This window comes from Leisingera sp. ANG-S5, from assembly GCF_000813925.1.
GTDB lineage: Bacteria > Pseudomonadota > Alphaproteobacteria > Rhodobacterales > Rhodobacteraceae > Leisingera.
This window is the reverse complement of sequence record NZ_JWLH01000003.1, coordinates 501,340-526,171: the sequence shown is the minus strand read 5'-3', so window position 1 is coordinate 526,171 and position 24,832 is coordinate 501,340. Positions and strand designations below refer to the sequence as shown.

Annotated in this window: 23 protein-coding genes; 16 read left to right on the top strand and 7 right to left on the bottom strand. The window is 63.0% G+C overall.

Features of this window, described 5'->3' with window-relative positions; translation table 11 throughout:
* Positions 1-80: 80 nt before the first annotated feature.
* Positions 81-2,789 carry a DNA gyrase subunit A gene (gene gyrA / locus RA25_RS07230; protein WP_039171049.1) on the top strand — a complete coding sequence of 903 codons (2,709 nt, stop codon included), beginning with the start codon at positions 81-83 and terminating at the stop codon, positions 2,787-2,789.
* 138 nt (positions 2,790-2,927) lie between these two features.
* Entirely contained in the window at positions 2,928-3,278 is a 351-nt protein-coding gene (locus tag RA25_RS07225; protein ID WP_039171046.1) for a DUF6614 family protein, read from the top strand.
* A 194-nt stretch (positions 3,279-3,472) separates the two neighbouring features.
* On the opposite strand, the gene RA25_RS07220 is transcribed toward RA25_RS07225, so the two are convergent.
* From RA25_RS07220 to RA25_RS07210, 3 genes are read right to left on the bottom strand one after another with little or no spacing between them, the layout of a single operon-like run.
* Complete coding sequence (locus RA25_RS07220; RefSeq protein WP_039171043.1) at positions 3,473-4,942, bottom strand: carboxypeptidase M32; 1,470 nt, start codon at positions 4,940-4,942, stop codon at positions 3,473-3,475.
* A 3-nt stretch (positions 4,943-4,945) separates the two neighbouring features.
* A complete protein-coding gene (gene ctaA / locus RA25_RS07215) occupies positions 4,946-6,091 on the bottom strand; it encodes a heme A synthase (protein ID WP_039171040.1) in 1,146 nt (381 codons plus the stop codon).
* A gap of 60 nt (positions 6,092-6,151) precedes the next feature.
* Entirely contained in the window at positions 6,152-6,904 is a 753-nt protein-coding gene (locus RA25_RS07210; RefSeq protein ID WP_039145869.1) for an RNA methyltransferase, read from the bottom strand.
* Positions 6,905-7,070: 166 nt separating this feature from the next.
* Here RA25_RS07210 and RA25_RS07205 point away from each other — a divergent pair, with 166 nt between their 5' ends.
* Complete coding sequence (locus tag RA25_RS07205) at positions 7,071-7,703, top strand: thiamine phosphate synthase (RefSeq protein ID WP_019296251.1); 633 nt, start codon at positions 7,071-7,073, stop codon at positions 7,701-7,703.
* Between the two features lie 12 nt (positions 7,704-7,715).
* Here RA25_RS07205 and RA25_RS07200 read toward each other — a convergent pair whose 3' ends face one another.
* The gene (locus RA25_RS07200) at positions 7,716-8,867 is read right to left on the bottom strand and encodes a HupE/UreJ family protein (protein ID WP_039171037.1); all 1,152 of its coding nucleotides are present in this window, start codon (positions 8,865-8,867) and stop codon (positions 7,716-7,718) included.
* Here RA25_RS07200 and RA25_RS07195 point away from each other — a divergent pair.
* From RA25_RS07195 to RA25_RS07180, 4 genes are all read left to right on the top strand, one after another.
* Positions 8,866-9,675, top strand: coding sequence for a DUF4198 domain-containing protein (locus RA25_RS07195; protein ID WP_039171035.1), 810 nt, complete (start codon positions 8,866-8,868; stop codon positions 9,673-9,675). The genes RA25_RS07200 and RA25_RS07195 overlap by 2 nt on opposite strands.
* 41 nt (positions 9,676-9,716) lie before the next feature.
* Positions 9,717-10,625 (top strand): PfkB family carbohydrate kinase, encoded by a 909-nt coding sequence (locus tag RA25_RS07190; protein ID WP_039171032.1) that lies wholly within the window; start codon positions 9,717-9,719, stop codon positions 10,623-10,625.
* Positions 10,622-11,536 carry a pseudouridine-5'-phosphate glycosidase gene (locus RA25_RS07185; protein ID WP_019296247.1) on the top strand — a complete coding sequence of 305 codons (915 nt, stop codon included), beginning with the start codon at positions 10,622-10,624 and terminating at the stop codon, positions 11,534-11,536. The genes RA25_RS07190 and RA25_RS07185 overlap by 4 nt, the downstream gene beginning before the upstream one ends.
* 80 nt (positions 11,537-11,616) lie before the next feature.
* Positions 11,617-12,333 (top strand): DUF502 domain-containing protein, encoded by a 717-nt coding sequence (locus tag RA25_RS07180; protein ID WP_019296246.1) that lies wholly within the window; start codon positions 11,617-11,619, stop codon positions 12,331-12,333.
* Here the strand turns inward: RA25_RS07180 and RA25_RS07175 are convergent.
* Positions 12,330-13,358: a patatin-like phospholipase family protein gene (locus RA25_RS07175; RefSeq protein ID WP_039145852.1), complete on the bottom strand. Its 1,029-nt coding sequence runs from the start codon at positions 13,356-13,358 to the stop codon at positions 12,330-12,332. The two genes, RA25_RS07180 and RA25_RS07175, sit on opposite strands and share 4 nt — an antisense overlap.
* A gap of 100 nt (positions 13,359-13,458) precedes the next feature.
* A complete protein-coding gene (locus RA25_RS07170) occupies positions 13,459-14,232 on the bottom strand; it encodes a 3-hydroxybutyrate dehydrogenase (protein WP_039171031.1) in 774 nt (257 codons plus the stop codon).
* A 428-nt stretch (positions 14,233-14,660) separates the two neighbouring features.
* Between RA25_RS07170 and RA25_RS07165 the strand changes: the two genes are divergently transcribed.
* The 5 genes from RA25_RS07165 to RA25_RS07145 all read left to right on the top strand — a co-directional run bounded on the left by RA25_RS07165 (position 14,661) and on the right by RA25_RS07145 (position 18,797).
* Positions 14,661-16,376: an extracellular solute-binding protein gene (locus RA25_RS07165; protein ID WP_241477377.1), complete on the top strand. Its 1,716-nt coding sequence runs from the start codon at positions 14,661-14,663 to the stop codon at positions 16,374-16,376.
* 72 nt (positions 16,377-16,448) lie between these two features.
* Positions 16,449-17,282: an arsenate reductase/protein-tyrosine-phosphatase family protein gene (locus RA25_RS07160; protein ID WP_039171026.1), complete on the top strand. Its 834-nt coding sequence runs from the start codon at positions 16,449-16,451 to the stop codon at positions 17,280-17,282.
* A 21-nt stretch (positions 17,283-17,303) separates the two neighbouring features.
* Complete coding sequence (locus RA25_RS07155; protein ID WP_039145841.1) at positions 17,304-17,780, top strand: arsenate reductase ArsC; 477 nt, start codon at positions 17,304-17,306, stop codon at positions 17,778-17,780.
* A complete protein-coding gene (locus RA25_RS07150) occupies positions 17,777-18,433 on the top strand; it encodes an aquaporin (RefSeq protein ID WP_039145839.1) in 657 nt (218 codons plus the stop codon). Before RA25_RS07155 ends, RA25_RS07150 begins: the two co-directional genes overlap by 4 nt.
* A 172-nt stretch (positions 18,434-18,605) precedes the next feature.
* Positions 18,606-18,797 (top strand): hypothetical protein, encoded by a 192-nt coding sequence (locus RA25_RS07145; protein WP_443136559.1) that lies wholly within the window; start codon positions 18,606-18,608, stop codon positions 18,795-18,797.
* A 20-nt stretch (positions 18,798-18,817) separates the two neighbouring features.
* Here the strand turns inward: RA25_RS07145 and RA25_RS07140 are convergent, their stop codons facing one another.
* Positions 18,818-19,441, bottom strand: coding sequence for a helix-turn-helix domain-containing protein (locus tag RA25_RS07140; protein ID WP_039145837.1), 624 nt, complete (start codon positions 19,439-19,441; stop codon positions 18,818-18,820).
* A gap of 64 nt (positions 19,442-19,505) precedes the next feature.
* Here RA25_RS07140 and RA25_RS07135 point away from each other — a divergent pair, with 64 nt between their 5' ends.
* From RA25_RS07135 to RA25_RS07120, 4 genes are all read left to right on the top strand, one after another.
* Positions 19,506-21,011, top strand: coding sequence for a class I adenylate-forming enzyme family protein (locus RA25_RS07135; protein WP_039171023.1), 1,506 nt, complete (start codon positions 19,506-19,508; stop codon positions 21,009-21,011).
* The gene (locus RA25_RS07130) at positions 21,008-21,673 is read left to right on the top strand and encodes a DsbA family oxidoreductase (protein WP_039171020.1); all 666 of its coding nucleotides are present in this window, start codon (positions 21,008-21,010) and stop codon (positions 21,671-21,673) included. The genes RA25_RS07135 and RA25_RS07130 overlap by 4 nt, the downstream gene beginning before the upstream one ends.
* Positions 21,674-21,824: 151 nt before the next feature.
* Positions 21,825-23,060, top strand: coding sequence for a multidrug effflux MFS transporter (locus tag RA25_RS07125; RefSeq protein ID WP_082020375.1), 1,236 nt, complete (start codon positions 21,825-21,827; stop codon positions 23,058-23,060).
* A gap of 59 nt (positions 23,061-23,119) precedes the next feature.
* Positions 23,120-24,793: a tetratricopeptide repeat protein gene (locus tag RA25_RS07120; protein WP_039171018.1), complete on the top strand. Its 1,674-nt coding sequence runs from the start codon at positions 23,120-23,122 to the stop codon at positions 24,791-24,793.
* The last annotated feature ends 39 nt before the right edge of the window (positions 24,794-24,832 follow it).

Sequence of the window (24,832 nt, the reverse complement as noted above, 5' to 3'; positions counted from 1 at the left end):
TAGGGTGCGAACACAATATATAGACCCAGAAGAAAGAGCGGGCAGCCAACGTGAGCGATACGCCGGAAACTCCTGAAAACATGGACGAAAACCTGCCGGAACGCCCGGCCTATGACGGGCCGACCGTTTCCATCGAAGCCGAGATGCGCAACTCGTATCTCGACTATGCGATGTCGGTCATCGTCAGCCGTGCAATTCCGGACCTGCGGGACGGTCTGAAACCGGTTCACCGCCGCATTCTCTATGCAATGCACGAATCCGGCAACACCCATGACAAGGCCTACCGCAAGTCGGCCCGCCCGGTCGGCGACGTAATGGGTAAATACCACCCGCACGGCGACAGCGCGATCTATGACGCGCTGGTGCGGATGGCGCAGGACTTCTCGATGTCGCTGCCGCTTCTGGACGGTCAGGGCAACTTCGGCTCGATGGACGGCGACAACCCGGCCGCCATGCGTTACACCGAGGTCCGCATGGACAAGCCCGCCGCGGCGATCCTGGCAGATATCGAGAAAGAGACCGTCGATTTCCAGGACAACTACGACGGCAAGGACCGCGAGCCGACCGTGCTCCCGGCCCGCTTCCCGAACATGCTGGTCAACGGCGCCGGCGGCATCGCGGTCGGCATGGCCACCAATATCCCGCCGCACAACCTGGGCGAAGTCGTCGATGCAACGCTTGCGCTGATCGAGGACCCGGATCTGACCAGCGAACAGCTGATCGACTACATCCCTGGCCCCGACTTCCCGACCGGCGGCGTGATGCTGGGCCGCTCCGGCGCCCGCAAGGCCTATCTGGAGGGCCGCGGCAGTGTGATCATCCGCTCGAAAACCCGCGTCGAGGAGATCCGCAAGGACCGCTATGCCATTGTCGTGGATGAGATTCCCTATCAGGTGAATAAAGCCGCGATGATCGAAAAGATCGCCGAGCAGGTCCGCGAGAAAAAGATTGAGGGCGTCGCCCATGTGCAGGATGAATCCGACCGCAACGGCGTCCGGGTTGTCGTTGAACTGAAACGCGACGCAACGCCTGAGGTGGTGCTGAACCAGCTGTTCCGCTTCACCCCGATGCAAACCTCTTTTGGCTGCAACATGCTGGCGCTAAACGGCGGCCGTCCCGAGCAACTGACGTTGCGCCGGTTCCTGACCTCCTTCATCGACTTCCGCGAGGACGTGGTCGCCCGCCGCACAGCTTATGAGCTGCGCAAGGCCCGCGAACGCAGCCACATCCTCTGCGGACTCGCGGTTGCCGTCTCCAACGTCGATGAAATCGTCGCCACCATCCGCTCCTCCGCCGACGCGGCTGAGGCGCGTGAAAAGCTGATGACCCGCCGCTGGCCGGCCGCCGACATCGCGGACTACATCCGCCTGATCGACGACCCGACCCACACCATGAACGACGACGGGACCTATAACCTGTCTGAAACTCAGGCCCGTGCCATTCTGGAGCTGCGCCTGCAGCGCCTGACCCAGATCGGCGTCAAGGAGGTCACCGACGAGCTGGAAGAACTGGCCCGCAAGATCAAGGAATACCTTGAGATTCTGTCCTCGCGCGAGCGCATCATGGGCATCATCGGCGATGAGTTGCGCGAAGTGCGCAACAACTTCGCCGTGCCGCGCCGCACCGAGATCGTCGACTGGTCCGGCGACATGGAGGACGAGGACCTGATCGAGCGCGAGGACATGGTCGTGACCGTGACCTCCGGCGGCTACATCAAGCGCACGCCGCTGGCCGACTTCCGCGCCCAGAAACGCGGCGGCAAAGGTGTCTCGGGCATGCAGACCAAGGAAGAGGATGTGATCACCACCCTCTTCGTGGCCAATACCCACACCCAGCTTCTGTTCTTCACCACCGACGGCATGGTCTACAAGCTCAAGACCTGGCGCCTGCCGCAGGGCGGCCGCACGTCCAAGGGCAAGGCAATCGTCAACATCCTGCCGATCCCGACCGGGGTTTCCATCGCTGCCATCATGCCGGTCGATGTGCCGGATGAGGAATGGGAAAACCTGCAGGTGGTCTTTGCGACCTCCGGCGGCGACGTGCGCCGTAACCGTCTGTCGGACTTCACCAACGTCCGCCGCAACGGCAAGATCGCGATGAAGCTGCCGGAGGACGGCTCCGTAAAACTGGTGAACGTGCGCATCTGCTCCGAAGACGACGACGTGATGCTGTTCACCAATTCGGGCCGCGCCATCCGCTTCCGCTCCACCGATGTGCGCGTGTTCAACTCGCGCGAATCCACTGGTGTCCGCGGCATCAAGCTGACCGGTGAGGACGATGTGGTCTCGATGTCGGTGATCCGCCACTCCAAATACACCCCGGAGCAACGGACCGCTTACCTCAAGATGCGCCGTGCCATGGCCGGTCTGACCGACGACGCCGATGCTTCGGATGAGGACGCGCCCGAGGATCCGAACTTCTCGACCGAGCTCTATGCAGAGATGTCGGCAGCCGAGAACCTGATCCTGACCATCACCACCGGCGGCTCTGGCAAATTGTCGTCCTCGCACGACTACCCTGTGCGCGGCCGCGGCGGCATGGGCGTCACAGCGATGGACAAGGCGATGCGCGGCGGCGAGATCGTGGCCTCCTTCCCGGTGGAAATGGACGACCAGATCATGCTGGCCACCTCCAAGGGGCAGTCGATCCGGGTTCCGGTCGATGGCATCTCCTTCCGCTCGCGTTCTGCCGGCGGGGTGCGGGTGTTCAACACCGGAAAGGGTGAAGAAGTGGTCTCCGTCGCCTGGATTGCCGAGAACGGCGAGGAAGAGGACGGCGGCGAAGAATAAGCCCCCTCGCACACCAACCCATTGAAAACATTGAACGCCGTCCCGTTGCCGGGGCGGCGTTCGCTTCGTTAACGGCCCCCTAACGGATCTTAGGTAGTGTTACGGCAAGTTCTGATTTCTCATGAAGGGAATACCCCAATGAACTTGTACCACTGCTCCATCGACCTGCATCACGAGGCCAAGGCGCTCACCTTTGCCAGCGCGGTCGATCAATGGATGGGCTATCTGCACGAACGCGGCGTGATCCAAAGCTGGCGGCTGCTGCGCCGCAAACTGGACATGGCCAGCGACACCTGCCGCGACTTCCTGCTGGAAATCGAATTCAGGGACATGACCCAGCTGGATCAGGCGTTCCGGGTGCTGGGCGAACATGACGAGGAAGTGGAGAAACTCTACTCCCACGTCAGGGCGCTGATCGCCGCCGCGGACATCGGCCTCTACCGGCCCTTCCCGGATCCGGAACGGGCGGAGCGGATGGCTCTGATCTGACGGGCAGATGCCTCAGACCAGGGTGGTTCCCAGCACATAACTGGCAAAGATCAGGTAGGCGACGGCTGTATGCATCACATTACTCTCTTACTCACACCCCCAAGGATTAAGAGAATACTGTTAAAATGCGGCATTTCCGGGGCAGCGGGTTTTCCGCTGCCGCCAGAGGGCCTTAGCCGTGATGCACTGCCGACTCAGAGATCGTAAAGCAGGCTGAACTTCTCTTCGAGATAGGCCAGCAGCGGCGCGTGGCCCGGCTCCATGCCGGAGGCGTGCCTGATGGTCTCACGCGGGCTGCGCAACCCGCCATGCTGCTGCAGGTTTTCCTTCAGCCAGGCGGTAGCGCCTTCTGTGTTGCCCACAGCCAGTTCTGCATCCAGCCCCGGCACATCCCGGCGCAGCGCCTGATAGAGGCACCCGGCATAGACATTGCCCAGCGTGTAGGTCGGGAAATAGCCGAACAGGCCCACCGACCAGTGCACATCCTGCAAACAGCCGTTGGACGGCTTGTCCACGGCATAGCCGAAATCCGCCTCGAACCGGTCGTTCCAGGCCGCTTCCAGATCCTTCACTGCCAGATCGCCGCTCATCAGCGCGCGCTCCAGGCCGAACCGCATCATGATATGGAGGTTGTATTGCAGCTCATCCGCTTCTGTCCGGATATAGCCCTTATGCACCGCATTGACGGCCGCATAGAAGGCATCCGCATCCGCAACACCAAAGTCGCCAAAGGCGTCTTTCATCTCCTCAAGCAGCCAGCCGGTAAAGGCGCGGCTGCGGCCGATCTGGTTCTCATAGATCCGGCTCTGGCTTTCATGCACCCCCATCGACACGCCGCTGCCCAGCGGCGTCAGCAGGTAGTCTCGGCTGATGTTCTGCTCATAGGCCGCGTGGCCGACTTCATGGATGGTCGAGTAGAAGCAGTTGAACGGGTCGGTTTCGCTGGTCCGCGTAGTGATCCGCACGTCCAGCCCCGCGCCGGAGCAGAACGGATGCACCGCCTTGTCGACCCGGCCATGGGACATGTCATAACCGAACTGCTTGGCCAGTTTGCGGGTCAGCTTCATCTGCGCGGCTTCATCGAAACTGCCGGTCAACCCCGTCGGCGCGGGTTTCTCCAGCACCTTGGCGCGCAGCTCCACCAGTCCGGGGCGCATGGCATCAAAGATTTCCGCGATCGCGGCCCCGGTCATGCCGTGCTCATAGTCCTCGACCATGGCGTCATAGACGTCACCGCCCGCGGCCAGCGCCAGGCCTTCCTCGCGTTTCAGTGCGACAACTTCCTCCAGCACCGGCACAAAGGCCGCCACATCCTCATCCGCCCGCGCCGCAGCCCACTGCCCCTGCGCGACAGACGTGACCTGAGCGATCTTCTTGGCCAGATCGGCGGGCACCTTGACGGTACGCTCATAGCTGCGGCGGATCTCGCGCAGCTGGGCTTCACCCACCTCATTCGGGGCCACCGCCTGTTCCAGCCACTCCGCCACCCGCGGGTCGCTGCGGCGGGCGTGCAGCACCGCCTCCATCGCGGCCATTTCCTCGCCCCGTTGCGGTGCAGCCCCGCGCGGCATCATGGTTTCCTGATCCCAGCCCAGACGGCCCGCAATCTGCCCCAGCGCCTGGGTTTCGCGCTGGAAGGCCATCAGTTCGTCAAATGCGCTCATAGGTCAGTGATCCTTGATCGAGGTTGCAATGGGATAGGCAGACAGGAAGCGGGCGCGCAGGATCAGTGCCCAGACACCAATTGCCACCAGCTGGTGAGTGATCGCGGCGTGCAGCGGCGCGGCGTAGATCACGGTGATGATCCCCAGCAGCACCTGCACGGAGAGCGCTGCAAAGACAGCGTTGAACGCAAAGCGGGTGCGTGCATGAGCAGAGCCGCGCCCGCGCAGCCAGGCCACCGCGCCAAAGGCAAACAGCAGATAACCCGCAACCCGGTGGATGAATTGCACCAACCCGGGGTTTTCAAAGAAGTTCTTCCAGACCGGCTCAATCATGAAGGGGTTTGGCGGGATCACCTGCCCGCCCATCAGCGGCCAGTCAGTATAGGAGCGGCCCGCGTCAATGCCCGCCACCAGCGCGCCCAGCAGGATCTGCAGGAAGGCGAAATGCATCAGGCCGGTGGACAGGCTGACCAGCTTCGCCTCCTTGGCACGGCGCGCCTGCATCAGCTCGCGTTCCTCGCGGCCCAGCATCAGCACATACCAGGCGATAAATCCGAGGATCACAAACGCCAGCCCCAGATGCACGGCAAGGCGGTAGGAGGCAACCGCGGTCATCCCCTCGCCCTGGGTCACGCCAGAGGCCACCATCCACCAGCCAATGGCGCCCTGCACCCCGCCCAGAACACCGGGCAGCAGCAGCCTGCCAGCCCAGCCGGCCGGGATTTTGCGTGCGGCCAGAAAGCCCAGGAACCCAAGCGCCCAGACCACGCCGATGAAACGGCCCAGCTGGCGGTGGCCCCATTCCCACCAGTAGATCGATTTGAAATCAGACAGCTCCATCCACTGGTTCTGGATGCGCCACTGGTCGATTTCCTTGTACTTGTCGAACTCGGCCTGCCACTCCGCCTCGGACATCGGCGGGATGGCCCCGGTCACGGGGCGCCATTCGGTGATCGACAGGCCGGAATCCGTGAGGCGCGTCAGCCCGCCCACCACGATCATAGCGACGACCAGCGCAAACAGCACCATCAGCCAGGCGCGGATCGCCTTGCGGGCTCCGCCGCGGCCGCGGTCGATCAGTCCCGGCTGCACCGCGGGCGCGTCTTTCTTCTCGCCCTCAACCTCTTCGAAAATGCTGCGCTTGCTCATGCTTGCCTCTTTGTCTGTGGTGCCAAGCTAGGGGCGGGTAATCTAAAGGTCCAGAGCGGCTTACTCGCCGCCGCGCTCTTTCCAGCGGACCATCTGGCGCATGATGCCGTGCAGCATCTGCACGTCGGAGCGGGTCATCCGCATCCGGCTCCACAGGTTGCGCAGGTTGGTCTTCATGCCTTCGGCCTTTTCCGGCGGAAAGAAGAAGCCTGCTTCGTCCAGCCGGTCCTCGTAGTGCTCCACCAGCTTCTCGACCTCGACACCAGTGGCCCATTCGCCCTTGCGGCCCAGATCGGTGGTCTCATGCAGCACGTCGCTGGACTGGCGCATCCATTCGTATCCGGTCAGCAGCACGCACTGGCCCAGGTTCAGCGAGGCATAAAGCGGGTTCACCGGCACCGAAATGATGGCATTGGCCTTGGCAATGTCCTCATTCTCAAGGCCTGCACGTTCGGGGCCGAACATCACCGCGACCTTCTCGCCTGCCGCGATCTTCTCAGCCGCGATCTGCATGGCGCGTTCGGGACTGTAAACCGGCTTGGTCAGGCCGCGCTGGCGGGCGGTGGTGGCAAAGACATAGGTGCAGTCGCCCAGCGCCTCCGGCACGTCGGCGCACAGCTGCGCCTCATCCAGCAGCCGCCCGGCGCCAGAAGACATCGCCACCGCCTTGGGGTTGGGCCAGCCGTCGCGCGGCGCCACGATGCGCATCCGGTCGAGCCCGAAGTTCCACATCGCCCGCGCCGCGGCACCGATATTCTCGCCCATCTGCGGGCGGACAAGGACAAAGGCGGGCTGGGGCGTATCGGTGGGCATCGTGTTCTCCGGCAAAATCGGCCCTGCTGTACTGCCCGCGCGGCGGCGGGGCAAGGTCCAGCGCGGCTTTGGGCTGCAAATACCGGGGCTTCACCGCCGCAAATCCTTGCGTCCGGCCGGAAATCGGCTAAACACCGTCAAACCGCCTGAACAATGGAGCACCGCCATGGGAAGCCCCTCTGACGCACCGGAGCAGCCGCAGATCTACCTGATCTCCCCGCCGAGTTTCGAGCTGGGCAAATTTCCCGGCCAGCTGGCACGGGTGCTGGATGAGGTGGACGTGGCTTGTGTGCGCCTGGACCTGGCGAGCCGCGATCAGGACACCCTGAGCCGCGCAGGCGATGCGCTGCGCGAGGTGACCATGGCGCGCGACGTGGCGCTGGTGATCTCTGACCATCAGATCCTGGCGGAGCGGTTGGGCCTGGACGGCGTGCATCTGACCGATGCGTCAAAATCCATCCGCACCGCGCGCAAGGCGCTGGGGCCGGATGCGATTGTCGGCTGTTTCTGTGGCGCCTCGCAGCATGACGGCATGGTGGCCGGTGAGGCGGGCGCGGATTACGTGAGCTTTGGCCCGGTGGGCACCTCCGGTCTGGGTGACGGTGCACAGGCGGAGGCCGACCTGTTCCAGTGGTGGTCGCAGATGATCGAGGTGCCAGTCGTGGCCGAAGGCGGCCTGACTGAGGATCTGGTGCGCGGCATTGCGCCCTTTACCGACTTCTTTGGCATCGGCGATGAGATTTGGCACGCGGAAGACCCGCTGGCGGCGATGAAGGTGCTGATGCGGGCGATGGGCTGAGGCGTTACGCACTCACAAGAACACCCGCTCCACAAACCAGTAACCGCCGATCATTGCGATGGTGACAGAGGCCGGGATCGCCACCCGGCCGCGGTATTTCGGATGCCGTCCGAACCACAGGCGCACGCCAAGGTAGGCGGCGGCAATCACCACCAGCTGACCCAGTTCCACCCCCACGTTGAAGCCGATCAGCGCAGGCAGGAACTGGCTGGCAGGCAGGCCGAACTCCCCCAGCACGGAGGCAAAGCCCAGCCCGTGCAAGAGCCCGAAGCCGAAGATCACAAAGCTGCGCCAGGTGTGCAGCTTGCGGGCAAAGATGTTCTCGACCGCGACGAACACGATCGACAGGGCAATCAGCGGCTCAACGATGGCGGGGTCCACCTTGACCATGCCCAGCGCGCCCAGCGCCAGGGTGATGGTATGGGCCACAGTGAACAGGCTCACCTGCAGCAGCAGCGGCTTCACCCGCGGGCTGAGGAAGAACAGCCCCAGCACAAACAGGATGTGATCCAGCCCCTTGGGCAGAATGTGAGTGAAGCCGACGGGAATGTACTCCATGAAGGCCTCAACAGGGGTCTTGGCTGCGCCGCCCTGCAGCGGGATCGGAGGGGACGTCTCACCGCCCTGCAGGTAGCCGGTATAGGGTTCTTCGACTCCGTTCTGCCGCAGCACCACGCCGCCTGAGCCCTTTGGCCAGGTAATGCGCAGGCTTCCGGCTTCGGGCGGGATCTCTCCTGTGAGCTCAAGGTAGGACGCCCGCGGCAAGCTGGCGTTGCCGACCTCGGGGATGGTGATCCTAGCGACAACCAGCGCAACCGGGCTGCCAGCCTGCACGGAAAACGTCTCCAGCCAATCCTCGGCGAACAGCTGCACCATAGGTTCCAGTTCATCGCCCCCCAGCGCGCGCAGTTCGTCATAGTCGGCGGCCTGGGCGGTCTGGTTGGTGTCCGTCAGCCCATCGAGGTTGATGCCCGCAACAAAGGCCTCGACGTTCAGGCGCAGCTTCAGCGTGATCTGCCCGTCCTTCACCGTGAAATCGGCAATCGCCGGCGTGACCTCATGCGCGCGGGCTGGCGGCGATGCTATTGCAACCACGCAGAACAGCAGCGCAAATAGGCCCTGCAACCAAGTGACGCCGCGCCTCACAGCCAAGGAACCATTCATGCAATACCGCCTGTTCTGCTCAATTCTTTGTGCCGGGCTGGCCCTTCGGGCCGCGCCGGTTCTCTCCCACGAGTTTTGGATTGAGCCGGAGAAATATCAAGTTAAATCCGGGGAAACGGTGGTGGCTAAGCTGCGCAATGGCCAGAAGTTCAACGGCGCCGAGCAGCCTTACCTGGATCATCGGATTGCCCGCTACGAGGTGATACATGATGGCGCAACCACTCCGTATGAAGGCCGCATGGGGGATATGCCCGCCTTTTCTGCGGAGGTGATGCAGGACGGGCTGGCGGTGCTGATCCACCAGACGCAGCCGCAGACCATCAGCTATGACAGCTGGGAAGAGTTTCAGGCGTTCATTGACCACAAGGCGTTTGGTGACGTGCGTTCCCGGCACCAGGCGCGCGGGCTGACGGATGCGGGTTTCACTGAGCAGTACATCCGTTATGCCAAGGCGCTTGTGGCGGTCGGCGATGGTGCCGGTTCGGACCTTGCCACCGGGCTGGAGACCGAAATTGTGGCCTTGGCCAATCCCTATGCGGACGACACAGCAGGCGGGCTTCCGGTCCGGGTGCTGTATCAGGGTGCTCCACGGGCAGGCGCGCAGGTCGAGGTATTTGCCAAGGCCCCGGATGGCACAGTTTCCATTACAACCCAGCTGACGGATGCGCAGGGGGAAACCGCTGTTGCCGTCTTGCCCGGGCACAGCTACCTGCTGGACGCTGTGGTTCTGCGCCCTGCCCCGGAGGGCGCGGATTACGTTTGGGAAAGCCTGTGGGCGGCGCTGACATTCGCGGTGCCTGTCCGGTGATGCCGCTTGCAGAGGCCTGCCAAAGGCGGCAATAGGTCACTATGACACAAGCCCCAAACTCTCAGACACCCGCCATCCTGTGCATCGGGTCGGTCCTGTGGGACATCATCGGCCGCTGCACCAGTGAAATGCAGCGCGGATCGGACATGCCCGGGCGCATCACCCGGCTGCCCGGCGGCGTCGCCATGAACATCGCGATGACCCTGTCGCGCTTTGGCGTGAAACCCGCGCTGCTGACCGCCGTTGGCCGCGATCCCGAAGGCGACGAACTGATCCATGCCTGCGGCCACTTCGGCCTGATCACCGATCACATCTACCGCTCCGAGGATCTGCCCACCGACCGCTACATGGCGGTGGAAGGCGCCAACGGGCTGATTGCCGCCATTGCCGATGCGCATTCGCTGGAGGCCGCGGGCGACAAGATCCTGCGGCCGCTGTCCGACGGTTCGCTCGGCACCGAGGCTGCGCCTTATGAGGGCCAGGTGGCGCTGGACGGCAACCTGACGCTGTCGCTGCTGGACGACATTGTCGCCAGCCCTGCCTTTGCCAGGGCTGACCTTCGGGTGGCGCCTGCCTCGCCCGGCAAGGCGGAACGGCTGCGCCCGTTCCTCACCCGCACGCGCGGCACGCTTTATGTGAACCTGGAAGAGGCCGGCATCCTGTGCCAGGCGGAGTTCACCGACAGCGAAACCGCCGCGCAGGCGATGCTGGACCGGGGTGCTGCCCGGGTGCTGGTCACCGATGGCGGCTCCTCTGCCACCGTCGCTGATGCCGAGGGCGCCATCACCCTGCACCCGCCCCGCGTTACCGTCGCCCGGGTGACCGGCGCAGGCGATACATTCATGGCCGCCCATATCGTTGCCGAGGCACGGGGCGAAGACCGCAAAACCGCTTTGGCCTCAGCCCTCAAGGCTGCTGCCACTTACGTTTCAGGAGAACCCCCGCTTTGATCGACATTCAGTATTCAGCCGAAGTCCAGGCCGCCAAGGCCGCAGGACAGGCCATCGTTGCGCTGGAAAGCACCATCATTACCCACGGCATGCCCTATCCGCAAAATGTCGAGGTCGCAGCGCAGGTGGAGCAGGATATCCGCGATGCCGGTGCCGTGCCCGCCACCATGGCGGTGATTGAGGGCGTGCTGCATGTGGGGCTTGAACCCGATCAGCTGCAGGCGCTGGGACAGGCCAAAGGGGTTGCCAAGATCTCCCGCGCCGACATGCCCGCCTGCATCGCCACCGGCGGCACCGGCGCCACCACCGTTGCAGCCACCATGATCGCGGCGCGGCTGGCGGGCATTTCCGTCTTTGCCACCGGCGGTATCGGCGGTGTCCACAAGGGGGCGGAGACCACGTTCGACATTTCCGCCGACCTGATGGAGTTGGCGCAAACCCCGGTGACCGTTGTGGCCGCGGGTGCCAAGGCGATCCTCGACCTGCCAAAGACGCTGGAAGTGCTGGAAACCCAGGGCGTGCCGGTGATTGCCTACGGGCAGGACAGCTTCCCCGCGTTCTGGTCAGCCCAGTCGGAGCTGAAGGCACCGCTGCGCATGGACACCCCCGCCGAAATCGCCCGCGCCCATGCCACGCGCCAGGCCATGGGGCTGCCCGGCGGCCAGCTGGTGGCCAACCCGATCCCGGCAGACGCCCAGATCGCGGCAGAGGAATTGGCCCCGGTGATTGCCCAGGCCCAATCCGAGGCGGACGCCCAGGGTGTTGCAGGCAAGGACGTGACCCCCTTCCTGCTGAGCCGTATCTTCGAGCTGACCGAAGGCCGCTCGCTCACCGCGAACATTGCATTGGTGCGCAACAATGCCCGGCTCGCGGCAAAGATCGCACAGGAACTCAACAATCTCGCACAATGAGTTGATTTTTGGGGCGGAAACCATTGCTCCGCCCCAAAACAGTGCCTAGGTTCCACGCGGAATTCCTGGAAAACTGATCTATGACCACGCCATTCGACGAAGAACCCCAACGCCGCCGCGGCCTGTTCGCCAGCCTGCGGGCCTCCTTCTTTACGGGCATCGTCGTGATTGCGCCGGTGGGGCTGACCATCTGGCTGCTGTGGTCGGTGATGGGCTGGATCGACAGCGTGGTGCTGCCGCTGGTGCCGCACACCTTCCGCCCTGAGCAATACATAGGCATCAACCTGCGCGGCGTCGGGCTGATCATCTTCCTGTTGTTCACCATCATCGTCGGCTGGATTGCCAAGGGCATCATCGGCCGGTCGCTGATCACCTTTGCCGAAGGCCTGGTGGACCGGATGCCGGTGGTGCGCACGGTTTATTCCGGCATCAAGCAGATCTCCGAGACCGTCTTTGCCCAGTCCGAGCGCAGCTTTGAAAAGGCCTGCCTGGTGCAATACCCGCGCAAGGGCATCTGGGCCATTGGCTTCATCTCCACCCATGCCAAGGGTGAGATTGCCAAGCGCGCCGAAACCAGCGGCGGGCTGGTCAGCGTTTTCCTTCCGACCACGCCGAACCCCACCTCCGGTTTCCTGCTGTTTGTGCCGGAGGAAGACGTGATCGAACTGGAGATGTCTGTGGAGGACTCGGCCAAGCTGGTGATCTCAGCAGGCCTCGTATATCCGAACCCCAAGGACCCCACCAAGCCGGTGGAAAACGGCAAGAAGCCGAAGGTCCTGGAAAAAGAAGACGCCTAACCGAACATTGCCGGCAGATCGGCGGAGGAGCGCACCCCAAGGTTTCCCCGGTCCCGCGCAAGGAACGCCTCTGCGGCATCCCGCCCTGCCTGTTTCAGCCGCGCCAGGATCTGCGGCACCGGAAACAGCTTGGTGGTGACCGACAGCTGCGTCATCAGATCGTCATCAGCGATCATGTGCACCCGCACCTGTTTCATCCGGCCCTGCTGAATGGTGCCATCGGCCAAAAGACGCTGCACGAAATTGATCGCCCTGAGCTCCCGCAGCAGGGATGAGTTGAAGCTGATCTCATTCACCCGGTTGCGGATCTGCTGCGGCGTCTTGGGGATCTCGTCGCGCTCCAGCGGGTTGATGTTGACGATCACCACATCCCCTGGCAGGTCCTCGCGGAACAGCGGAAACAGCGCCGGGTTGCCGGTGTAGCCACCGTCCCAATAGGCCTCCATGCGGCCTGTTTCCGGGTCTTCGATCTCCACCGCCTGGAACAGGTCCGGCAGGCAGGCGGAGGCCAGGATCGCGTCGGTGCTGATCTCTTCACCCTCGAAGATGCGGATCTTGCCGGACCGCACGCAGGTTGCGCAGATGAACAGCTCCGGGCCTTCGCCTGCGCAGACCTCGGCAAAATTGAACTGCTCCACCACCTCGCGCAGCGGGTTCTTGTAGAACGGGCCATAATGATAGGGCGAGATCACCTGACTCAGGCTCTCCAGCGGCGAAAACGGCATCGCCGCCTCCAGTGCGCCGGCCCAGGCCACCGCATCAAACCGCGTCAGCCAATGATTGAACCGCATGTCGCCCACGGCGCCCATCCGCGCCCACAGCCCGTCCAGCGCCGCCTTGGCACCTGCACGCCCGTCCTGCACCATGCCGGCCTTGAGCGCCGCCCCGTTCAGCGCCCCGGCGGAGGTCCCGGTGATGCCGGCAACCTCGATCTCCTCGTCCTCCAGCAGCCGGTCGAGCACACCCCAGGTGAAGGCCCCATGCGCGCCGCCGCCCTGCAGGGCCAGATTAATCCGTGTCACCAAACGCCACCTGCCTATTTCACCTTTGTGAAAATACTCCGGGGGTGAATTGCCCCGTTGGGGCAAGAGGGGGCTGGCCCCCTCCCGCCGTCACCGCACGCGTTTACAGCGCGGTCCAGCCGCCATCGACGCTGATGGTGGTGCCGGTGATCTGCGCCGCTGCGTCCGAGCACAGGAACACCGCAGTGCCGCCCAGTTGCTCCACCGTGGCAAACTCGCGGCTCGGCTGGCGTTCCAGCATCACCTTCTTGATCACCTCATCCCGGCCCATGTTGTATTTCTCCATGGTGTCGGGGATCTGCGCCTCCACCAGCGGTGTCAGCACATAGCCCGGGCAGATCGCGTTGCAGGTGATCGGCTCCTCCGCGGTCTCCAGCGCCACGGTTTTAGTCATGCCCACCACCCCGTGCTTAGCGGCCACATAGGCGGCTTTGTAGGGCGAGGCGGTCAGCCCGTGCGCTGACGCAATGTTTACGATCCGTCCCCAGCCTGCGGCGCGCATTTTGGGCAGCGCCGCTGCCATGGTGTGGAAGTTCGAGTTCATGTTGATGGCGATGATCGCATCCCATTTTTCCTGAGGAAACTCGTCAATCGGCGCCACATGCTGGATGCCGGCGTTGTTGATCAGGATATCGCAGGCTCCGGCCTTTTCGATCAGCGCGCGGCAGTCCGCGCCCTTGGACATATCGGCCTGGACGTACTGGGCCTTGACGCTGAACTCACGGGCGAGTTCTGCTGCGAGCGCGTGATCCTCTTCCCGGTCGGTAAAGGAGTTCAGCACAACATTGGCCCCTGCCCGTGCCAGCTCTCGGGCCACCCCCAGGCCGATGCCTGAATTCGATCCGGTGATAACGGCGGTCTTGCCTTGCAATGTCATCGCGTCCTGCCTCTTGGCTGATTGAAACTGCCGTTACTGTGCCATGCTGCAGATGCAAAAGAAACGCGTAAGACTACGGATGCCGCGAAGGTCATTCCTGCCATTTTCGCAGCTTGCAAAAAGAGAGAAACGGGCAGAAAAAAACGCCCGCACAAGGCGGGCGTTAGTTATTGAGGCAGGTTTCATACAGGCAAGAAACCTATCGAGCAGTGACCCCTTTATAAGCAATTTCCGGCTTCCGTCCAAGCTAAAAGTTTGAAAAGACGAAAAAGCGCACGTAGCGTGCGGAGGCAAGAAAATAAGGGCAGAGCGGGATTGTTGTGAATCAGCGAAAAGAAAATTTCCGGACTCTTCGCGCGGCATTGGCTGGAATCACCCTGGCAATTACCGCGAATTATGCGCAAGCAGAATCGGCCCATGGCATAGCTATGTACGGCGACCCCGCACTGCCACCGGATTTTGTGTCTTTACCCTATGCGAACCCGGACGCGCCGAAGGGCGGCAAGGTTGTGTTCGGCAATACCGGAGGTTTTGACAGCCTCAATCCGTTCACCCTTAAGGGGACCTCTCCGTGGCAGCTGAGGTTCTGGGGATACGAGAGTCTGATGGGCCGTTCCTGGGACGAGCCATTCACCCTTTACGGTCTTCTGGCCGAATCGATTGAGGTGCCCGAGGACCGTTCCTGGGTCGAATTCACCCTGCGGCAGGAGGCCCGATTCTCTGACGGCAGCCCGGTGACGGTCGAGGATGTGATCTGGTCCTACGAGACTTTGGGTACCAAGGGACATCCCCGTTACCGCGGATTCCGGACCAAGGTAGAGACAATCGAACAGACCGGTCCACGCAGCCTGCGTCTGACCTTCAATGTTGAGGACCGCGAGCTTGCGCTGATCGCCGGCATGCGCCCGATCCTCCAGAAGGCGCAGTGGGACGGAAAGGACTTTGCCAGCGATACAATTGAGGGCGCGCCCATCGGCACCGGTCCTTATGTGGTCAGCACCTATGAGCCCGGCCGCTTTGTCACCCTGCGCCGCAACCCGGACTATTGGGGCGCGGACCTGCCCCTGCAGCGCGGAACCCAGAATTTCGACGAGCTGCGGATCGACTTCTTCGGGGATGAAACCGTTCTGTTCGAGGCCTTCAAGGCGGGCGAATTGAGCGCATTGCGCGAGTTCAATGCCGACAAATGGGAAAGCGCCTACAGTTTCCCGGCGATCACCCGCGGCGATGTGGTCAAAAGCGAGATCCCGCATCAGCGCCCCTCCGGCATGACCGGGCTGGTGATGAACACCCGCCGGGCCCCGCTGGGTGACTGGCGCGTGCGCGAGGCGCTGCTGCTGGCGTTCAATTTCGAATACATCAATGGCACCGTGACGGGCGGTGCCCAGCAGCGCATCACCTCCTATTTCTCCGGCTCGGTTCTGGGAATGCGCCCCGGCCAGGCAGAGAACAAAGTGCGCGCGCTTTTGGAACCATTCCAGGACAGCCTGCTGCCGGGCACGCTGGAGGGCTACACCCTGCCCCAAGGCGACGGCAGCAAGCGCAACCGCGGTAACCTGCGCAAGGCGATGAAACTGCTGGAAGAGGCCGGCTGGACCGTCACTGATGGCGTGCTGCGCAATGCGGCGGGCACCGCGCTGGAGCTCAGTGTGCTGATCCGCCAGGGCGATGGCGAAATGAAGACGGTCACAGAAATCTACGCCCGCGCACTGGAGCGGCTGGGTATCAGCCTGACCGCCGAGACCGTAGACAATGCGCAATACGCCGAACGGGAAAACGCCTATGACTTCGACCTCACCCGGTTCCGCCGGGAACTGTCGCTGAGCCCCGGCAACGAGCAGCGCTATTACTGGGGCAGCGACGGCGTGGATCAGCCCGGCAGCCGCAACCTGATGGGCATGGACAGCCCGGCAGCCGAGGCGATGATTGACGCCATGCTGACCGCAACCGAGCCTGAGGATTTCACCGCAGCGGTGCGGGCGCTGGACCGGGTGCTGACCGCCGGGCGCTATGTCATTCCATTCTGGAGCTTTGATACAGGGCGCATCGCCCACATCAAGGAGATGCGGTTCCCGGACAGGCTGCCGATTTACGGCGACCGAACCGGGTTCATGCCGGACGTCTGGTGGTATCAGGCGGACTGACCGTGCAAAGCGGTTCTGCGCACACCACCAAGCCTGTTGACAGCCGCTATCTATTTCCGTATTTCGCGAAATATGGAAATAGAGCTGTCAGATAAACTCGCCGCCCTGGCCCATCCGAACCGGCTGGCCCTGTTCCGGCTGCTGATGCGGCGCTATCCGGACGGCGTGCCGGCGGGTGAAATTGCGCAGGCGCTGGAGTTCAAGGCAAACACTGCCTCAGCTTACCTGTCTGTTCTTAAGCAGGCCGGCCTCATCACCCAGCAGCGCAACGGCACCTCGCTGATGTATGCCGCCGACCTGCCGGGCCTGCGCGGCATGTTCGACGGCCTTTTGACCGGCTGCTGCCAGAACCGGCCCGATATCTGTACCCCTGTCACCAGTGAAGTGGAAACCATGCCGACAACTGAACGCCCGTTTAATGTGCTGTTCATCTGCACCGGCAACTCTGCCCGCTCCCTGCTGGCCGAGGCTATTCTGAACTCCGAGGGCGGCGGCAGGTTCCGCGCCTTCTCTGCCGGAACGCGGCCATCGCCGGGCCCCCGACCCGAGGTGATTGCCCTGCTGCAGGCCAAGGAGATTGACACCAGCAGCCTGCGATCGAAGGACCTGGATGAATTTTCCGGCCCGGACGCGCCGCAGATGGATTTCATCTTCACCGTCTGCGACCACGCCGCCAATGAGGAATGCCCGGCCTGGCCCGGCCAGCCGATGAGCGCACATTGGGGCCTAGCCGATCCGGTCAAGACAGAGGGCACCGATGCCGAACGCCGCCTTGCCTTCCAGCAGGCCTATGGGCTGCTCAGAAACAGGATCAGAGCCTTTGCGGCGCTGCCCTTTGAAACACTCGACCGCATGTCGCTTCAGCATCAGGTTGACGATATCGGCCGCCTGAACTCCCCCGACTGAACAAAAGCACGGACATATAACATGAACATTCTGGTCCTTTGCACCGGCAATTCCGCGCGCTCCATTCTACTGGAGTCGATTTTCAACACGCTGGGCGCTGGCCGAACCCGCGCCTATTCGGCGGGATCCAATCCCACCGGCAAGGTGCATCCGCAGTCGCTGGTGCTGCTGAATGAGCTCGGCCACGACGTTTCCGGTGCCCGCTCCAAGAGCTGGGACGAGTTCGCCGAAGCGGATGCGCCGGAAATGGACATCGTGATCACAGTCTGCGCGTCTGCCGCTGGCGAGACCTGCCCGATCTGGCCCGGTGCCCCCGTGCGCGCCCATTGGGGGGTTGAAGACCCGGCAGCGGCAGATCAGCCGGAGTGGGACAAGGCATTCCGCACTGCCTACATCACGCTGGAGAAGCGTGCCAAGGCCCTGCTGGAACTGCCGTTTGAAGACATGAAGCCAGCGGAGCTTTCCGAACAGCTCAAGCGGATCGGAGAGATCGTATGACCGCACAGAAACTGCTGGCCGAGGGTCTGGGCACCGCCATGCTGCTGATCGGCGTCGTCGGCTCCGGCATCATGGCAGAGACGCTGGCGGATGGGAATGTGGCCCTGGCACTCTTGGCCAATGCCATCGCCACGGGCTGCATGCTTTATGCCATCATCACCACGCTTGGACCCGTTTCCGGCGCCCATTTTAACCCGGCGGTGACGCTGGCCTTTGCCCTGCGCGGCGAGCATTCCTGGAGCGCTGTCGCCCCCTATGTCATAGTGCAGATCGGCGGCGGCATCCTCGGCGTTTGGGCCTGCCACGTGATGTTCGATCTTGCAATTCTGCAAAGCTCCGCCACCATGCACCGGACCGGTACCGCACAATGGTTTTCCGAAATCCTGGCCACCTTCGGCCTCTTGTTCGTGATTTTCGGCGGGCTGCGTTCCCGCCCCGAGGCGGTGCCTGCGCTGGTTGGCCTCTACATTACCGGCGCCTATTGGTTCACCTCCTCGACCAGCTTTGCCAACCCGGCGGTGACCATCGCCCGCGGCTTCAGCGACACCTTTGCCGGCATCTATCCCGGCCACATACCGATGTTCATTCTGATGCAACTGATTGCGGTTGGCATCGGCCATCTGGTGCTGCCGCGGCTCTTCGCGAAAAGCTAGAGATCAGCAAAAATCCGCTCACATGAGCCGCCCCAGGTCAGCACCCTGGGGCGAAAGTTACAAAATGACACGAAAAGTGTTACCATGAGGGTCTGCGAACCATAAACAACCGTTTGTCAGGGAGTGCCCCCAAATGCCTGTACAAGCAGCAGCTGCCAGCTGGATTGACAGGATGCCCCGCATCAAACAGCGCTTTCCGCATCTGAAAGCCAGCAACGCGCCGTCAATACTGGATGACCGGGACAGATTCGTTGCCTATTTGGCGCGAACGCATCACCTCACCATGAATGAAGCCAAGGAAGAGGTGGACGATTTCCTGTATATCGAAAGCCTGCTGAGAGAGCTGGACGGCCGCCCGCACTAACTCCTCTGCCGGTTTCAAACTCAGGCCAGTGACGTCACCCAGAGGATCGTCGCGTCCTCAGGACTGACGGAAATGACATTGTGGCCCATTGCTGCGTCGTAGTAGGCACTGTCGCCGCGGCGCATCTCCACCGGCTCATAAAATTCCGTATAGAGCTTGACCACGCCGGTCAGCACATAGAGGAACTCCTCGCCGTCGTGGCGCACCCAGCCATCAAACTCTTCCATTGACCGTGCCCGCACCCGCGCGCGGTACGGCAGCATCTGCTTGCGCGTCAGCCCGTCGGCCAGCAGCTCGTGCTCATATGTCGCGGTCGCATGGGCGGAGCCGTCACCGGATTTGGTCACCGTCATCCGGCCGTTCACCTGGTCCCGCTGCGGCGGCGTGAACAGCTGCGGAATGGAGATTTCCAAGCCCTCTGCCAGCTTCTTCAACGCCTCGTAAGTCGGTGACATCTGGCCGTTTTCGATCTTGGACAGGGTAGAACGCGCCAGCCCGGCCTGATTGGCCGCATGCTCCAGCGTCCAGTCGCGCGCCTTGCGCAGCTCGCGCACGCGGGCGCCCAGGTCCAGTGGTTCTGCTTGATCGTCGCCGCCGTTCGCGCGGGCGATGGTGATCAGGGATTTCGGATCGCGGCTTTTCATAACAACTCTATAAGCCGCACCTGCGAAGCTTGCAACGCAGCACAGCGCGGGCTAGCCCTTTGCCATGCTGTCGGTTTTTGATCAGGGGCCGTTTGCGCCCTGCCCTTCGCCCTTCAACCTTGCCGCCCATGTGCTGCGCCATGCCGCGCGGCTGGCGGGCAAGACCGCGTTGTCGGTACTTGACGGTGATGCTCCTGATGATTGGAGCTATGCCCGGCTGGAGGCCGCCGTGCGCGGCACCGGCACCGGGATGCTGCGCGCTGGCCTGGTTCCGGGTGACATCGTGCTGATGCGGCTGGGGAATACGGTGGAGTTTCCGGTTGCCTATCTGGGCGCCATTGCCGCCGGGCTGATTCCGGTGCCGACCTCATCGCAGCTGACAGAGGCGGAAACCGCGCGGATGATTTCAGACCTCGATCCGGCGGCGGTGCTGCGCGACCCGGCTGTGGCTTGCGCGAGTCACCCGAAACAGATCAGCACCGAGGCGCTGCTGGACATGCACGGATTGCCGCCGTGCGAATACGCCATGGGCGATCCTAAGCGGCTGGCTTATGTGGTCTACACTTCCGGCACCAGCGGAAATCCGCGTGCGGTGGCGCACGCCCACCAGGCGGTCTGGGCGCGGCAGATGATGGTGGACGGCTGGTACGGGCTGACAGAGCATGACCGGCTTCTGCATGCCGGCGCCTTCAACTGGACCTACACCCTGGGCACCGGGCTGATGGACCCTTGGGCGGCAGGCGCCACCGCGCTGATCCCGGCCCCCGGCACGCCGCTGGAGGACCTGCCTGACTTGCTGAAGGAACACCGCGCCACGATTTTTGCCGCGGCCCCTGGCGTCTACCGCAAGTTCCTGAGCGGCAATGCGCTGGACCTGCCGGATCTGCGGCACGGGCTTTGCGCTGGTGAAAAGCTGTCACGCCATCTTCACGAAGCCTGGGAAGCTGCCACCGGCTGCGGCCTCTATGAGGCTTTCGGGATGTCGGAGTGCTCGACCTTCATCTCTTCCTCGCCCGCGCGCCCGGCGCAGGACGGCGCCTTGGGGCAGCCGCAGCCGGGCCGAAAGGTTGCCATTCTCGGCGTTGATGGCCCGGTGCTGATGGGTGAGGAAGGGACCATCGCCATCCACCGGTCTGACCCCGGCCTGATGCTGGGCTACCTGGGTGCACCGGAGGAAACTGCGGCCCGCTATCAGGGTGACTGGTTCCTGACAGGCGATCAGGGGGCAATGTCTGCGGACGGCCAGATCCGCTATCTGGGACGCAGCGACGACATGATGAATGCCGGCGGCTACCGGGTGTCGCCGATTGAGGTTGAGACCGCCTTGGCCGCCCATCCCGGCATCACCCAGGCCGGCGCTGCTGCGGTTGAAGTGAAGGAAGACACTTATATCATTGCCGCCTTCTATACCGGTCCCGAAGAGTTGAAGACCGAAGACCTGCAGGCCTTTGCATCCGAACGCCTGGCTCGCTACAAGCAGCCCCGCGCATATGTTCACCTGGACGCGCTGCCCACTGGCGCCAACGGGAAACTGCTGCGCCGCGCCCTGCCCGCCCTGTTCAAAGGATGACCCAAATGCCCGCCGTCAAGCTCGACATCCTGTCCGACCCGATCTGCCCCTGGTGCTATATCGGCAAGACCCATTTGGACAAAGCGCTGGCCGAGGTGCCGGACCATCCGTTTGTCATCGAATGGCACCCCTTCCAGCTGAACCCCGACATGCCGCGTGAGGGCATGGACCGGCGCGAATACCTGGAGCGCAAGTTCGGCGGCAAGGAGGGTGCGGTAAAGGCCTATGCCCCAGTGGTGGAGCACGCCGAGAAGGCCGGGCTGACGATCAATTTCGAAGCCATGCAGCGCACCCCGAACACGCTGGACGCGCACCGGCTGATCCATTGGGCCGGGGTTGAGGGCAAGCAGACACAGGTCGTTGATGGGCTGTTCAAGGCCTATTTCGTCGACGCCAAGGATATCGGCAACCACGCAGTTCTGGCGCAGGTCGCGCAAGAGGCAGGCATGGAAGCGGACGTCGCCGCCCGCCTGCTGGAAGGCGACAGCGATGTGCAAGCCATCCGCGACCGCGACGCCCATTCCCGCAAAATGGGCGTGAGTTCGGTCCCGACCTTCATCGTTGCCAACCAGCACGCAGTGCCAGGCGCTCAGCCGCCGGAACTGTGGAAACAGGTGATTGAAGACATCCTGCAGCAGTTGAAGGCCGCAGAGGCCGAATAGGCGGGCGGAAATTACTTAGCATCGCAACTATGCACAGCAACCTGTGCAGCCGGGCGCTAGCACGGCAGGAAGGATTGTGGTAGCGGAACCGAACAGCTCCCAGACCGGCCTCATTCCCCGGATCCATCTGAAGAGCTGTTAGAGGTTTCAGATGTCCCAATCCCAGGCTCACAACCCGGCCCATGGCATGGCCAAGGCTGAGTTCATCGCTCTGATTGCGATGATGTTTGCCACCATTGCGCTGTCGATCGACGCCATGCTGCCTGCCCTGCCGGAAATTGGCCAGACGCTCAGCCCGGACAACATAAACCGGGCGCAGCTGGTGCTGACGTCCTTTGTGCTGGGCATGGGGCTTGGCACTTTCTTTACCGGTCCGCTGTCGGACGCCTTTGGCCGTAAGCCGGTCGTGGCTGCGGGCTGCGCCCTTTATGTCCTCGCCGCGCTGACCGCCTGGCTGTCGCCCTCGCTGGAGGTTCTGCTGATCTCCCGCGTGCTAATGGGGATCGGTGCTGCCGGCCCGCGAATTGTGGGCGTTGCCGTTGTCCGCGACCTTTATTCCGGTCGCGAAATGGCCCGGCTGATGTCGATTGCAATGATGATCTTCATGATTGTTCCGGCCATTGCCCCCTTGATGGGGGCCGGCATTATCGCCCTGTCCGGCTGGCGTGCCATCTTCCTGCTGTTTGCCCTGTTTGCAGCGATCATTGTGCTGTGGACCAGCCTCCGCCTGCCGGAGACGCTGGCCGTAAACGACCGCCGAGCCTTTCGCGCGCCGCTGCTGATGGCCGCGGTCAAGGAGATGCTCACTCACCCGACGGTGCGCCTGTCGATCATGGTGCAGACGCTCTGCCTGGGCATGCTGTTCACCATGCTGACCATGGTGCAGCCGGTTTACGACATCATCTTTGGCCGCGCGGACAGCTTTCCCTTGTGGTTCGGGCTGGTCGCAGTGATTTCCGGCACCGCCAGCCTGCTGAACGCGGCTATCGTGGTCCGGATCGGTATGCGCCGCATTGTCACCGTTTCGCTGGCCGCCCAGATCCTGATCACTGGCGCGATGCTGCTGATCAGCGGCTGGAGCCTGCCGGACCCGTGGATGTTCGGCCTGTTTGTGGCCTGGCAGGCCAGCGTTTTCTTCATGGTGGGCACCACGGTCGGCAACCTCAATGCCATGGCGATGGAGCCGATGGGCCATATCGCCGGCATGGCGGCCTCAGTGATCGGGGCGATCTCGACGGTTCTGGCTGCCGCCGTTGCAGCACCTGTCGGGCTGCTGTTTGACGGCTCGCTGGTGCCGCTGGCGGCAGGACTGCTGATCATGGCCTGTATCGCGTTCCTGCTGATGCTGCAGATGGCCAAGGCTGAGGCGCGGCTTCCCGCTGAATAACAGCCTTGCCCAGATAACGCCCCCTGCATAACCTTCCCCTGAAACGGGGGAGGTTCTTCATGGGCTATGATTACGATCTCGGCAGCTATTCTTGCCCGGTCACAACGTCTTCACCTGAGGCGCAGCTGTGGTTCGACCGCGGACTTGTCTGGACCTATGGCTACAACCACGAAGAAGCCATCGCCTGCTTTCGCCGCGCGCTGGAACACGACCCGGACTGCGCCATGGCCCATTGGGGTGCTGCCTATGCGGCCGGTCCGAATTACAACCTGCCCTGGGATCTGCGCGACGCCAAAAGCCGGGCCGAAGCGCTGGCCGAAGCCTTTGACGCGGCGCAATCCGCCCTGGCCTGCATAGAAGGCTGTACAGAGGCCGAACAACAGCTGATCCGCGCCATCCAAACACGATACCCGCAGCGCGAGCCAGGTGAGGACATGCACGCCTGGGACTATGACTTTGCCGAGGCGATGCGCGCGGCCTTTGCTGCCTGCCCGGATCATCCGGACCTGCGCACGGTCTATGCAGAGAGCCTGCTGAACCTGACCCCCTGGAAGATGTGGGATCTGAAAACCGGTTTGCCCGCCGAAGGTGCTGCTACGCTGGAAGCACAGGAGGTGCTGGAATGGGCAATGGAAAACGACCCTAGCGCCATGAAGCACCCCGGCCTGCTGCATCTCTACGTGCATCTGATGGAGATGTCTCCGACGCCCGAAAAGGCGCTGAAGGCCGCCGATGCCCTGCGCACACTGGTTCCGGACGCGGGTCACCTGGTGCATATGCCGACCCATATCGACGTGCTGTGCGGCGACTACCGCAGTGTGGTTTACTGGAACCAGAAAGCGACCGAGGCGGACCTGAAATTCTATGAACGCGAAGGCGCGTTCAACATCTACACCGGCTACCGCCAGCACAACTACCATTTCGTTGTTTACGGCGCGATGTTCCTGGGCCAGCTGGAACCGGCGCTGGCGGCCAATCAGGGGATTCTGGACACCACCCCGCCGGAAATGCTGCTGGTCGAAAGCCCGCCCATTGCGGATTTCTTTGAAAGCTACCTGGCGATGCACCCGCATATCCTGGTCCGCTTCGGGCGCTGGGAGGAGGCGATGGCGCTGGAGCTGCCGGAAGATCAGGACCTTTACTGCACCTTGACAGCCAACACCCATTACGCGCGTGCCATCGCCTATGCCGCGACGGGCCGGGTGGCACAGGCCGAGGCGGAGGAGCAATTGTTTCTGGCAGCCAAGTCCCGGGTGCCGGGCAGCCGACGGCTGCATAATAACAAAGTCAGTGATTTGCTTGAAATCGCATCAGAAATGCTGCGCGGGGAAATTGAATACCGAAAGCAGAACTATGACGCGGCCTTTGCCCATTTGCGCCGCTCGGCGGAGCTGGACGACAACCTGCCCTATGACGAACCCTGGGGCTGGATGCAGCCCACCCGCCACGCGCTGGGGGCGCTGCTGTTCGAACAGGGCCACGCTGAGGAAGCCGAGGCCGTCTATCGCGCGGACCTTGGGCTGGACGATACCTTGTCTCGCGCCTCTGTGCATCCTGGCAATATCTGGAGCCTGAAGGGGCTGCATGATTGCCTGAAGGCCCGCGGCGAAAGCGTTGAAATCAGGCACATTAAACAGCAGCTGGACCTGGCGCTGGCGCGGGCTGACCAGGCCGTGGGCGCCTCCTGTTTCTGTGCTCAGGCAGCTATGACGCCCACCCCCTGCTGCGGCTGAGCAAATTTCTTGCGAAGAAATTTGCCAAGGAAATTCGAA